The sequence below is a fragment of the Cupriavidus sp. 05T313 genome, assembly GCF_056396665.1.
Genome location: NZ_JBFTLX010000035.1, coordinates 42042 through 55319, shown reverse-complemented (window position 1 = coordinate 55319; position 13278 = coordinate 42042). Strand labels below are relative to the sequence as shown.

At 64.7% G+C, this 13278-nt stretch carries 10 protein-coding genes; 4 read left to right on the top strand and 6 right to left on the bottom strand.

Annotated elements, in window-relative coordinates; genetic code table 11:
• Positions 1-23: 23 nt before the first annotated feature.
• The 6 genes from AC1DKD_RS11170 to AC1DKD_RS11145 form a co-directional block, all read right to left on the bottom strand.
• Complete coding sequence (locus AC1DKD_RS11170) at positions 24-2816, bottom strand: molybdopterin-dependent oxidoreductase (RefSeq protein ID WP_441629484.1); 2793 nt, start codon at positions 2814-2816, stop codon at positions 24-26.
• A 73-nt stretch (positions 2817-2889) separates the two neighbouring features.
• On the bottom strand, positions 2890-4119 hold the full coding sequence (locus AC1DKD_RS11165) for an NAD(P)/FAD-dependent oxidoreductase (protein WP_477143281.1): 1230 nt from the start codon (positions 4117-4119) through the stop codon (positions 2890-2892).
• A complete protein-coding gene (gene nirD, locus AC1DKD_RS11160) occupies positions 4116-4487 on the bottom strand; it encodes a nitrite reductase small subunit NirD (protein ID WP_045236818.1) in 372 nt (123 codons plus the stop codon). The genes AC1DKD_RS11165 and nirD overlap by 4 nt, the downstream gene beginning before the upstream one ends.
• Positions 4488-4532: 45 nt before the next feature.
• The gene (gene nirB / locus AC1DKD_RS11155; protein ID WP_477143280.1) at positions 4533-7082 is read right to left on the bottom strand and encodes a nitrite reductase large subunit NirB; all 2550 of its coding nucleotides are present in this window, start codon (positions 7080-7082) and stop codon (positions 4533-4535) included.
• A 68-nt stretch (positions 7083-7150) separates the two neighbouring features.
• On the bottom strand, positions 7151-8470 hold the full coding sequence (locus tag AC1DKD_RS11150; protein WP_477143285.1) for an MFS transporter: 1320 nt from the start codon (positions 8468-8470) through the stop codon (positions 7151-7153).
• A gap of 452 nt (positions 8471-8922) precedes the next feature.
• Positions 8923-9321: a VOC family protein gene (locus AC1DKD_RS11145; protein WP_441629482.1), complete on the bottom strand. Its 399-nt coding sequence runs from the start codon at positions 9319-9321 to the stop codon at positions 8923-8925.
• Positions 9322-10033: 712 nt separating this feature from the next.
• On the opposite strand from AC1DKD_RS11145, the gene AC1DKD_RS11140 reads away from it, so the two are divergent.
• The 4 genes from AC1DKD_RS11140 (at position 10034) to AC1DKD_RS11125 (ending at position 13260) form a co-directional block, all read left to right on the top strand.
• A complete protein-coding gene (locus AC1DKD_RS11140; RefSeq protein WP_477143279.1) occupies positions 10034-11140 on the top strand; it encodes a saccharopine dehydrogenase family protein in 1107 nt (368 codons plus the stop codon).
• A 2-nt stretch (positions 11141-11142) separates the two neighbouring features.
• The gene (locus AC1DKD_RS11135; RefSeq protein ID WP_441629480.1) at positions 11143-11622 is read left to right on the top strand and encodes an SRPBCC family protein; all 480 of its coding nucleotides are present in this window, start codon (positions 11143-11145) and stop codon (positions 11620-11622) included.
• Between the two features lie 374 nt (positions 11623-11996).
• On the top strand, positions 11997-13043 hold the full coding sequence (locus AC1DKD_RS11130) for a DUF1254 domain-containing protein (protein WP_441629479.1): 1047 nt from the start codon (positions 11997-11999) through the stop codon (positions 13041-13043).
• Positions 13044-13128: 85 nt separating this feature from the next.
• A complete protein-coding gene (locus AC1DKD_RS11125) occupies positions 13129-13260 on the top strand; it encodes a hypothetical protein (RefSeq protein WP_441629478.1) in 132 nt (43 codons plus the stop codon).
• Positions 13261-13278 lie beyond the last annotated feature (18 nt).

Here is a 13278-nt window from a genome sequence, read left to right as displayed (position 1 = left end):
TGTCGGGCGCCATGAAGCCGCCATCAAGCCACTTCCGCCACCCGTATCTCCGCCAGCAGCTTCTTCAACTCCGGCACGCAAGACCCGCAATTGCCGCCCGCCTTCACGCAGGCGGTGACTTCGGCCGGCGTCTTCAGGTCGTGCTTGCGCACCGCGTCGCAGATGGTGTTGCGCCCCACGCCGAAGCAGGAGCACACGGTGGGGCCGGCGTCGGCGCCTTTTTCCATCGGCTGGCCCAGCAGCAGCCCGATGCGATCGGCGTCTTCCAGGCGCTCCTTGGCGAACAGCGTGGACAGCCACGCGCGCGAGGGCAGTTCGGGGCGCGTGCACACATAGATGCAGGCCTGGAGGCGGTCGTCGACCACATGGCCGGCATGGTAGACGCCGGCGGTGCGGTCTTCGTACTCGATCCAGTCCGCACTGGGGTCATCGATGCCGAGCAACTGGCGGGCCCACGCGGCGCGGTCGGTGATCGTCTCGCGGCCGGCGAATTCGTAGCGCTGGAAATGGCGGCCCTGGATGCGCGTCCAGTAGGTCAGTGCGTCCGCCCGGAGGTCCTCGCGGCTCAACACGAAGCCATGCCACGACACGCGGAACTCTTCCACGCGCACCGGCGTGTGCTTGAACTCGGGCTCGCCCGAGACCGGGTCCACCACCGGGTTGACCAGCGCGCCAACGCGCGCATCGGAGCTGAACTGGCTGTTCCAGTGGATCGGCACGAATACGCTGCCGCGCGCAATGCCGCCGCTGTGCTGCACCCGCGCCACCATGGCGCCCCAGCGCGTGGTCACGCGAGCCAGCTTGCCTTCGCTGACGCCGCAAAGCAGGGCGTCCTGCGGGTGCATGTCGACGAAGGGCTCGGCGATGTGGTCGGCCAGCTTTGGCGATTTGCCGGTGCGGGTCATGGTGTGCCACTGGTCGCGCACGCGGCCCGTGTTGAGCACCAGGGGGAACTCGTCGTCGGTGGCGTGGAACGGCGCGCGCGGCGCGGTGGCGATAAAGCGGGCGCGGCCATCGGGATGGGCGAAATGGCCGTCGGCGAACAGCCGCGCAGTGCCGCCGGACGCGTTGGCGAGGCTCCCGGATGGCACGGCCATCACCGGCCATTGCACCGGCGCGAGCGCGTCGAATTGCTGCTGGTTCATGCCAGCCAGCCCGGCGAGGTCAAACAGGCGTGGCGCGTGGGCCTGATCGCCGCTGCCCGCGTTCCGGTACGCGCTCAGCCGTGCGTGCTCGTCGAAGATCTCGTGCGGTCCGGCAAAGCGGAATCCCTCAAAGCCCATGCGCGTGGCAACGTCGCACAGGATCCGCCAGTCGGCGCGGGCTTCGCCGGGCGCCCGCAGGAAGGCGCGCTGGCGCGAGATGCGGCGCTCGGAACTGGTGACGGTGCCGTCCTTCTCGCCCCAGCCAAGCGCCGGCAGCAGGACGTGCGCCGCGTCGTTGGTATCCGTGCGCAGCATGATGTCGGAGCTGACCACCAATTGGCATCTGGCCAGCGCGCGGCGGGCCTGGTCGGCATCGGGCAGGCTGACGACCGGGTTGGTGGCGATCACCCACACGGCCTTGACCCGGCCTTGCTCGATGGCCTCGAACAGCTCCACCGCCTTCAGGCCTGGCTTGTCCGCGATAGCGGGCGAGCCCCAGAACGCTTGCACGATCTCGCGGTGCAGCGGGTCGGCCAGTTCCATGTGCGCGGCCAGCATGTTGGCCAGGCCGCCGACTTCCCGGCCGCCCATCGCGTTAGGCTGCCCCGTCAGCGAGAAGGGGCCCATGCCCGGCTTGCCCAGCCGGCCAGTGGCCAGGTGGCAGTTGATGATGCTGTTGACCTTGTCGGTGCCTGCCGACGATTGGTTCACGCCCTGGGAGAAGCCGGTCACCACCTTCGGCGTGGCAGCGAACAGCGCATAGAAACCACGCAGGGCTTCGGGGTCCAGCTTGCAGGCTTTGGCCACCTTGGCGACATCGGTGCAGTCCGGGCCAGCCGCGGCCAGCGCGGCATCCAGGCCGCTGGTATGGGCATCGATGAACGACTGGTCCAGCGCGCCATGCTGCGCCAGGTAGTGCAGCAGGCCATTGAACAGCCACACATCGGTGCCCGGCTTGACCGGCAGGTGCAGGTCGGCCAGCTCGCACGTTGCGGTGCGGCGCGGGTCGATCACCACCAGCTTCATATCGGGCCGGGCTTCCTTGGCTTTCAACAGCCGCTGGAACAGGATCGGGTGGCACCAGGCGGTATTGGAGCCGACCAGCACCACCAGGTCGGCCAGTTCCAGGTCTTCGTAGTTGCCCGGCACCAGGTCCTCGCCAAAGGCGCGCTTGTGCCCGGCCACCGCCGACGACATGCACAGCCGCGAATTGGTGTCGATATTGGCGCTGCCGATAAAGCCCTTCATCAGCTTGTTGGCGACGTAGTAGTCCTCGGTCAGCARCTGGCCSGAGACGTAGAGCGCCACGGCATCGGGGCCGTGCTCGGCGATGATGTCCTTGAAGCCCCGGGCGACCTTGTCCAGCGCGTGCTCCCAGGACACTTGCTGCAAGTCGCCGTCGGCCCCGCGTACTTGCGGGTGCAGCAGGCGGCCTTCCAGGCCAACGGTTTCGGCCAGGGCCGAGCCCTTCACGCACAGGCGGCCCTGGTTGGAGCCGTGGCTGGCGTCGCCGGCCACCTCCACGCTGCCGTCGGCATGGCGGGTGGCGCGCACGCCGCAGCCCACGCCACAATACGGGCAGGTGGTATCGGTGACGGTGACTGCGGCGTCGGCGGACAGCAGGGTGGGCGAACCGGTGGAGAGGATGACGGGGATATCGGACAGGTTCACGTTAGCGCTCGTTGCTGGCGGTCAATCGGGGACTGGATCGTTCAAGCGTTGAATCGTTCAAGCGTTAGATCGGTCAGGCTGCCATGGCCTCGCACTGCGCCTTGCCGAACAGCAGCCGCTGGCGCATGGCGCCCACCGGGGCGCCGCTCTGGATCAGGTCGAAGTACCAGGGGCCGTCCTGCACGTCGCCGTACAGTACCGCCCCGACCAGCCGCCCGCCTTGCAGCACCAGCCGCTTGTACATGCCGCGGCGCGGATCGCGCATGACGAGATCCTCGCTGCCTTCGCCGCCGATGAAGTCGCCGGCGGAGTAMAGRTCCACGCCRGTSACYTTGAGCTTGGTSGCCGTGGCCTGCTGCACRTAGCGGCGATGCCCGGCGCCGGCCAGGTGSGCSGCGSMSACGCGCGCCTGKTCCCAGATCGGCGCGACCAGCCCGAAGGTGGCCTGCCGGTGCTGCACGCATTCGCCCACGGCGTACACGCGCGGATCGAAGGTCTGCAAGGTGTCGTCCACCACGATGGCGCGCTCGCAGCGCAACCCGGCCTGCTGGGCCAGTTCGATATTGGGGCGTACGCCGGCGGTCATCACCACCAGGTCGGCGGGGATCCGGGTAYCGTCTTTAAAGCATACGCCGGTCACGCGGTCTTCCCCAAGGATGCCGCTGGTATTGGCATTGAGCAGGAAGCGCAGGCCCTTGCGCTCCAGCGCCTGCTTGAGCAACGCGGCGGCGGGCTTGTCGAGCTGGCGCTCCATCAGGCTGTCGGCCACGTGCACTACGCTGACCTCCATGCCCTGGCGCATCAGGCCGTTGGCGGCTTCCAGGCCGAGCAGGCCCCCGCCGATCACCACGGCGTGGCGATGGTTGCGGGCCGCTGCCAGCATGGTTTCCACGTCCTGGATGTCGCGAAAGGCGATCACGCCATCAAGCTGGTGGCCCGGCACGGGGATGATGAACGGCTTGGAGCCGGTCGCCAGCAGCAGGCGGTCGTAACCCACTTCCCGCCCGGACTGCGAGCGCACCAGCCGGCGGCGGCGGTCGATCGCCACCACCGGATCGCCGGCCAGCAGTTCGATGCCGTTCTGCTTGTACCAGTCGCGGGTGTTGAGCATGATGTCCGCGACCGTCTTCTCGCCCGCCAGCACCGGCGAGAGCAGGATGCGGTTGTAATTGCCGTGCGGCTCGGCGCCGAACACGGTGATGTCATAGAGGTCGGGCGCGAGCTTGAGCAACTCCTCGACCGTACGCATGCCGGCCATGCCGTTGCCGACCACCACCAGGCGGGGTTTGGGGGGCGTGGTCATGCGGCCACCCAGACTTTGCCGTCATAGACGCGGGCCGGATACGCCGCGATGGAGTGCTCGGGCGCTTCCAGGCATTCGCCGGTCTGCAGGTCGAAGTGATGCTTGTAGATCGGCGACGCCACCACGATGCGCTCGCCCAGGCTGCCCACCAGGCCGCGCGACAGCACGGCGGCGTTGGAATTGGGATCGTAATTGGAGATGGCGAACACCTGGTCGCCGTTGCCGCCCTGATCGTCGCTGTGGCCGGGGCCGACCCGGAACACGGCGATCTGCGCCTTGTCCACCAGTGCGCACACGCCGGTATTGGGCACGATGTCGCGCAGGCTGCAAACGGCGGTCCAGGCTTCGGTATGGTGAGTGTGGCTCATGATGTCTTCCTTGGGCGTTGGCGCGAGATGTTGGGTCGGGACGGTTCAGGCTGCCTTGACGATCACGGGGATCTGCTCAAGCCGGGATTTATGCAAGTTCCGTTCCTCCGGCGTGGCCGGGCGGATCTGGCCGCGCTCTTCCATRAAGACCAGGTTGTCGTCGCGCATGTCGCTGTTGACGAAGTGGCGGAATCGCTTGCGGGTTTCCGGGTTGGTCACGGCGGCCTTCCATTCGTCTTCGTAGGTGTCCACCACATGCTGCATCTGCGCTTCCAGTTCGGCGCCGATGCCCAGGCTGTCTTCCAGCACCACGGCCTTGAGGTAGTCCAGGCCGCCTTCGAGGTTGTCGCGCCACACGCTGGTGCGTTGCAGGCGGTCGGCGGTACGCACGTAGAACATCAGGAAGCGGTCCACGTAGCGCAGCAGGGTTTCGCGGTCCAGGTCGCTGGCCAGCAGTTYGGCGTGGCGGGGCTTCATGCCGCCGTTGCCGCACACGTACAGGTTCCAGCCGCGTTCCGTGGCGATGATGCCCACGTCCTTGCCCTGGGCTTCGGCGCACTCGCGGGTGCAGCCGGAAACACCAAACTTGATCTTGTGCGGCGCGCGCAGGCCCTTGTAGCGGTTTTCGATCTCGACGGCCAGGCCGACCGAGTCGTCCACGCCGTAACGGCACCAGGTGGAGCCCACGCACGATTTCACGGTGCGCAGGGACTTGCCGTAGGCATGGCCGGACTCGAAGCCGGCGGCGATCAGTTCTTCCCAGATCATCGGCAGCTCTTCCACGCGGGCGCCGAACATGTCGACCCGSGCGCCGCCSGTGATCTTGGTGTAGAGGCCGTACTTCTTGGCTACCTGGCCCACCGCGATCAGGCCGTCGGGCGTGACTTCGCCGCCCGGCATGCGCGGCACCACGGAGTAGGTGCCGTCCTTCTGGATATTGCCCAGGAAGTAATCGTTSGAGTCCTGCAGGCTGGCGTGCTCTTCCTTGAGCACGAASTCGTTCCAGCASGAGGCGAGGATGCTCGCCACGGTCGGCTTGCAGACGTCGCAGCCCAGGCCCTTGCCATGCGCCGCCAGCAGATCGCCGAAGGTCTTGAAGCCGCCCACGCGGACCAGGTGGTAAAGCTCCTGGCGCGAGTAGGCGAAGTGTTCGCACAGGTGGTTGTTGACCGCCAGGCCTTGCTTCTTCATCTCGGCCTTCATCACCTGCGTGACCAGCGGTACGCAGCCGCCGCAGGTGCTGCCGGCCTTGGTGCAGCGCTTCAGCTCGCCGATGGTGGTGGCGCCATCGCAGACGGCAGCGCAGATATCACCCTTGGAAACGTTGTTGCACGAGCAGATCTGCGCGGACTCCGGCAACGCGTCGGCGCCCAGACCTGGCTTGGCCTGACCATCGGAGGACGGCAGGATCAGGAATTCCGGCGACTCGGGCAACTCGATCTTGTTAAGCATCATCTGCAGCAGGGTGCCGTATTCCTCGGCATCGCCCACCAGCACGCCGCCCAGCAGGTACTTGCCGCATTCGGAAACCACCAGCTTCTTGTAGACCTGCTTGCGCTCGTCGGTGAACTGGTAGGAACGGCTGCCGGGTGCGTTGCCGTGCGGATCGCCCAGGCTGGCCACGTCCACGCCCATCAGCTTGAGCTTGGTGCTCATGTCGGCGCCGGAGAACTCGGCCTGGTGGCCCAGCAGGTGCTTGGCGGCCACGCGGGCCATTTCATAGCCGGGGGCGACCAGACCGTAGATCTTGCCGTCCCACAGCGCGCATTCGCCGATGGCGTAAACGTCGGGGTCCGAGGTCAGGCACTGGTTGTCCACCGTGATGCCGCCGCGCTCGCCAATGGCCAGACCGCTGGCGCGGGCCAGTTCGTCGCGCGGGCGGATGCCGGCGGAGAACACGATCATGTCGGTGTCGAGGTGGCTGCCATCGGCAAAGTTCATGCGGTGGGTGCCGTCTTCGCCGTCGACGATTTCCACGGTGTTCTTGCGGGTGTRCGCGGTGACGCCGAGTTCTTCGATCTTCCGGCGCAGCATGGCGCCGCCGCCGTCGTCCACCTGTACCGCCATCAGGCGCGGGGCGAATTCCACCACATGGGTTTGCAGGCCCATGTCGCGCAGCGCCTTGGYGCATTCCAGGCCCAGCAGGCCGCCGCCGATGACCACCCCGGTCTTCGAGCGCGCACCGCACTCCTGCATGGCTTCCAGGTCTTCGATGGTGCGGTAGACGAAGCAATCCTTGCGGTCCTTGCCCGGCAGCGGCGGCACGAAGGGGTAGGAGCCGGTGGCGAKSAYCAGCTTGTCGTAGGMCAGCGTYTCGCCGGTGGAAACCGTCACCGTCCTGGCGGYGCGGTCAATGCYGGTGGCGCGGGCGTTCAGGCGCAGCAGCATGTTGCTGCGCTCGAAGAAGCCGGCTTCCACCAGCGAGAGTTCCTCGGCGGACTTGCCGGCGAAGAATTCGGATAGATGCACGCGGTCATAGGCCGGGCGCGCTTCCTCGCACAGCACGGTGACTTCGATATCTTGCGAGCCTGCCTCGGCCAGGCATTCCAGGAATTTGTGGCCGACCATGCCGTGGCCGATGATGATCAGTTTCATGATGATTTCCTTGTTCTGTGAGGCCGCTGTGCTTGTACTTTTTAGGAGAATCGTTGCGTCGGTACGGCTCAGGAGCCGGAGCCGGCGAGGGCGTTGTCGAACAGCGCCTGCTCGCTGGCCTTGTGCTCGGCCGAGAAACGCACGGCGATGGCGCACAGGGCCGAGACGATGGCCACCGCGCCCAGCACGGTCAGCGTTTGCTGCAGGTTGCCCAGGCCTTTCATCAGGAAGCCGGCCGCCACCGCGCCCACATTGCCGCCGGCACCGATGATCCCGGCCACGCCGCCGAGCGCCTTGCGATCGATAAAGGGCACCAGCGCGTAGGTGGCGCCGCAGGCCATGTGGGTGAACAGGCCGAAGGCCAGCATGGCAACGATGGCCGCCGCGACGCTATGCGCCTGGGCGAACYACAGCAGGCCCAGGCCTTCGCCCAGGATCAGCGCGAACAGCAGCGTGGAGCGTGCGTCCAGGCCGCGGCGCAGCGCTGCCTTGTCCGACAGCCAGCCGCCAAGGGCGCGGGCGAACAGGGCGAGCAGGCCGAAGCTGGCGGCGGCCAGGCCGGCGCTGCTGAGCGACAGGCCGAAGCGATCCACGTAATAGGTGGCGGCCACGTTGTGGATGAAGATCTCCACGCCGAAGCAGGCGCCGTAGGTGATGAACAGCATCCACACACGGTAGTTGGCGGCAGCGGCGACAAAGCTGGCCCAGCCGCCTTTCTTGCCGCTGTCGATGGCGATGCCGCGAGCGCGCAGGTCCTTGAAGTCGCCTTGCGGGCAGTCTTGCGTGAAGCGCCAGTAGACCACCGCCATGATCAGCATCAGCACGCCCGGCACCAGCAACGCCAGGCGCCAGCCCATGGTGTGGCTCACGCCCAGCATCAGGACGCCGCCCAGCAGCAGCGGCATCAGCGCCTGCGCGGCGCCGCCGCCGGCATTGCCCCAGCCAGCCGCAGCCGCGTTTGCGGTGCCCACCACGTTGGGGGCGAACATGACGGAGGTGTGGTACTGCGTGATGACGAAGCTGGCACCCACCGCGCCGATCAGCAGGCGGAAGAACAGGAAGGCCTCGTAGCTCTGCGCCATCGCCACGCCCAGCACGGGAATCGCGCCCAGCGCGAGCAGGCCGGTATAGGCGCGGCGGGGGCCGAAGCGGTCGCACAGCGGGCCGATGGCCAGGCGCACGAGGATGGTCACCGCGACTGCGGCGATATTGATATTGGCAATCTGGTCGGGGGTCAGGCCGAACTCGCCCTTGAGGACGGGCATCAGCGGCGCGCAAGCGAACCACGCGAAGAAGCATACGAAGAACGCCATCCACGTCAGGTGGAAGGCACGCATCTGCGGGGTGCGCAGGCTTAGCAGTTCGATGCGGGTGGCTTTGCCGGTCATCATGGCTCCATAAAAACAAATGGCGTCCCGCGAGCCGGTCATAAGACCGGGTCAGGGGACGCCGTTGTCCTGGTGGCAGCGGTGAAGACCGCTGCTACCCTGTGTGGGGTGAGCGGGCCGCCGTTGGTCCGCTCGGGTCTTGTTACGCAAGCGGTGTGCCAGGGCGGTTTGTGATGGATGCAGGGGGTTTTGCGCTGCGAGGGCGCGTCAGGCGGGTACCGGATGCGCCGAGGTGGGGCGGGGCGGCACGGTCATGGTGCAGTGCAATGGGCGGGGCGGTGCGTGGGGATGGTGCAGGGGATGGGCGGCTTGAGGCCGTCCAGGCTCATTTCAGCGCTGGAGCAGGGCGATGCGGCCCCTGCGCGGTGCGCCAAATGATGTTCCAGTCGCCCGACGGTGTTTTACATCATGTGATGTTTGGCCCTCACTCCCCGCTTTTGCAGGCACCGCTGTCAATCCGAGGCCGAATGACACACCGCCTCCACGCGATTGCCCGCCGGATCGAAGAGAAATGCTGCGTAGTATTCGCTATGGTAGTCAGGCCGGAGGCCCGGATCGCCATCCGAACGTGCCCCGGCGGCGATGCCTGCCGCGAAGAATTCGTCCACTTGTCGGCGGGACGCGGCCTTGAAGCACCAGTGCCGCTTGTTTGCTTCGATCCTGCCCGGGTCCAGAGAGACCGCAACGCACGTCGATACCGTATCGCCGGACGTGCAGCGCTCGCCGTAGCCAAGCGCATCAGGGCGGTCATAGACCTTCCTTGCCCCCAACGCTCGCATGACCGAGTCGTAGAACGGACGCGCTGCGGCCAGGTCGGGCACGCCTATCGAAGCATGATCGAGAAGTTGCATTGATGTTTGCTCCAGTCAGTCCTCGGGCGGTTATTTTAGCCACCCCCCCGTGAATTGCTGGCAATCGTTTTTTGAGGCGTCGCCAGTCACGAATCCTCCTCGGTTATCCTGGTGCCCGTGAGCAGATCAGGAAGTTTCAATGCCGAGAATGGAGGCGTGCCATGCACCTCAATCCCGACCACTACTTGCAGACCGATGCTGGCCGGGGTTTACAGCCGAGCGCAACGCCGCGGCCTGGGAGCGGTTGTATATAGATTTGTCCACGGCGATCAAAGGCCGCCCGCGACGAATCGTCATGGTCTTTGGCGTGCAGGGGGCGGGAAAGTCTACGTGGACCAAAAAATGCCTCTCCGAGCCCGACGATACCGTCTACGTCGATTCAACATTCGCAACTGCTACCCGCCGCTCAGTGAACTGCCGCTGGATCGGACGGCTGCAACCGGCTGTGGATTCAACCGGCCGCTAACCTTTCATCTAGCGAAGGTGAGATAAACCGAACAATCCGCCGTTGGCTAGCTGGATTCGGTGCAAATGAAGTGCATCCTCATGGCCGGGCGTTGACTGACCATTTCCTGCCATTTGTTTCTCTATTGACAGAAATTACTGGCATAACTAACCTATCAGGCATGGACCTGACATCAATTGCCGAACGATGCATCCTCCATTGGAGGACGAAATGGGCTGACGCCGGGTAAGAGCCAGGAGCGACATCATGCGGGTCGTTGTATTAGGTGGGCTAGGCAACTTTGGCGCGCGAATCTGCAGAAGCCTGTCAGAAGACGAAAGTCATGAGATTATTGCTGCCGGACGGCATRCCACCCAATCCGCAAGCACGATCACAGTGAACTGTGCGTCTGTCCGTACCGCGCAAATCGACATCCAGGCCGACGACTTTCCGGACAAGCTTGCGAAGCTGCAACCAGAGCTCGTGATACATTGCGCCGGACCGTTCCAGGGGCAGGACTACCGCGTTGCCGAATCGGCTTGTGCCGTCGGCGCGCATTATGTGGACCTCTCCGACGGCAGGCGTTTCGTCGCGAACTTCGCACAATGCCTTGATACCAGAGCGCGCGCAGCAGAAGTCTGTGCGATTAGCGGTGCCAGCAGCGTGCCTGCCCTGTCCTCCGCGGTCACAGACATGCTTGCCGCGCGCTACTCCCGCGTCGACAGCATCAGCATGGCAATCGCGCCAGGTCAGCAGGCGCCCAGGGGCACGGCGACGCTCAAGGCCGTCTTCAGCTATGCTGGCTCGCCGATCGGTCGCCTGAAGGAAGGCGTTTGGCAAGCCGCGCACGGCTGGCAAGACCTACGCGTGCTCAGATTTCCCGGACTGGGAACCCGTTGGGCGGCGGCATGCGATGTCCCGGACCTCGAACTGTTCCCGCTACGCTACCCCAGTGTCCGCACTGTGGAGTTTCACGCCGCGCTTGAGCTGCGAATCCAGCATATGGCGTTGTGGCTGGCGGCTGCAATGCGCAGGCGCGGGATGCGGATTCCACTGGAGCGGAGTGCGCCCTGGCTCAATCGGGTTTCCATCAGCCTCCTTGATCGATTCGGCAGCGAAAACGGCGGCATGCTGGTAAGGGTCACCGGAACCCGCCTCGATGGCACCGCGGGCGAGTCTGAGTGGCATTTGTGCGCGCCGGACAGAAGCGGTCCGGAAATACCCTGCATGGCAGCTATCCTTGTCGCGCGAAAAATCCTTGCAGGGAAACTCACTGCGCGCGGTGCCTTCGCTTGCACCGGGTTTCTTCACCTCTCGGAATTTGGACCGCTGTTTCAGCGGTGKGGAATCCGAACRACAATCGAGGAGTCCTGAAAATGGCTCAGCGTCGCATGGTGCTGACGATGCCGGCATCGGCCGCCGCAGCATTCGAGGCTTTTCACAATCACGAGAAGCGGCTGTTATGGGACACCTTGTTGTCGGTGGCATATGTGGAAGGCGGAGGCACCCATCCCTACGTCGGAGCGGTAACGACGAACCTTGGCTGCGGCTGGAAGAGACTCCTTGGAATGCGAACGCGATTTGTCAGCTATGCTCCGCCCAGCATTGCAGCAGCGGTCATCGTTGCTCCCACTGGTCCTTTCGCGTTTTGGGCTGCGTCGATGCGGCACCGCGATCTTGCGGATGGCATGTCGGAGCTCACTTACACATTCAATATCAGGCTACGGCCTCAATTTCTTGGTCGGGTTCTGGATCCTGTCGCCGCGCGGATATTCGAACTGGAAACGCGCCGTCGTTTTGCGGCAATGGCTAGTTACTTGCGGCGACAACGCAAACCAGATGACGGAGCATGTTGAGCGAAGCAAATTCGACTGTGCAGATGGCCGCAGGTTGGACTTTCTTTGTTCGGGCCAGCATTCCGCTGCCTGCAAGAAAATCTAATTCGGTCCGCGAAAACGCTGACTACGGGCGACTTCGTCTTCCGGTACGCTCATGGATGATTGCCAGTTCGCTCCGCCGACAGCGGCGCGAGTCCACTTGGTCGGCATACCTATGGGGTATCCACCGAAGATGGGGCTTCTTCTGTGAGGTCTTGCGGCACGGAGACGGCAGCCAGGAAGCGCTTCAGGACGACAATTGAAGCGGGTCGATTGATGAGGCGTGACCAGGTTCGATAGTGGCGCTGCCGTTAAGTAAATGTACGATCGCGAACAAACGAATGGAATCTTTCATGAGAGCAACACTAACCTCCGCCTGCGCCATATGCGCCACCCTCGCCACGCTTGGCACCGCGCAATCGCAGCCTGCGGCGACGCACCCCGGTGGCGCCCCTGTTCCCGTTACGGTCGACAACTTCATCCGTGCGGAGACCGATATGTATGTCGGGGGACTTGCCAGGCAGGGCGGTGTGGGCAAGCTGCTTCATCGCCGGGAGCCTGCGTCGATCGACCATCAGACGGTGATCCGCCTCAATCGCGACACCCTCTATTCGTCCGGCGTCTTTGACCTTGACGCCGGCCCTGTGACCATCACCCTGCCGGACCCGGGCAAGCGCTTCATGTCCATGCAGGTCATCAATGAGGACCACTACGTGCCGAACGTGTTTTACGGCGCGGGCACCCATACCCTGACTCGCGAGAACGTCGGCACGCGCTACGTGGTCACCGCGATCCGCACACTCGTCGACCCCAGCAGCCCGAACGACATCAAGCAAGTCCACGCCCTGCAGGACGCTATCAAGGTCAGCCAGAAAGCGCCTGGCAAGCTCGAAACGCCCAACTGGGATCCGGTCAGCCAGAAGAAAGTCCGCGATGCCCTCCTGGTACTGTCTTCGACGATGCCGGACTTCAAGAAGGCGTTCGGCACGAAGGAGGAGGTCGATCCGGTACGGCGCCTGATCGGCACAGCGGCAGCCTGGGGCGGCAATCCCGACAAGGACGCCACCTATCTCAACATCACCCCCGCCAGGAATGACGGCGGGACCGTCTATCAGCTCAATGTCAAGGATGTCCCAGTGGATGCGTTCTGGTCAGTGAGCGTCTACAACGCCGAGGGCTACTTCCAGAAGAATCCCGCCAGCGCCTATACGATCAACAACCTCACGGCGAAGAAAGGCAGCGATGGTTCGATCCCGATCCAGTTCGGCGGCTGCGACACGCAGGTGCCCAACTGCGTGCCGATTGTCGCTGGCTGGAACTACACGGTGCGCCTGTACCGGCCTCGCGCGGAGATTCTCTCGGGTGCCTGGACCTTCCCCGAGCCCCGGCCGGTCAACTGAGCTGGCAGCTTGACTATCGGCTCTACCGAAGGCGACAGCGGCTCGTCGACCTGGGCAGCCGCTTGATCCGTGCAGCTAAAGCGGAATGAATCGAATCGGCGATGTCTTTGACCGGTTTTGCGAGCAGACCGGGATTCAGTGGTACTACGCGAACATCTACAGGAATCTCGACAATCCCGAGGACGAAACGCTGTTGGACTGGTGGCTGAAGGATTGACGGCCGGCGCTGCTGACC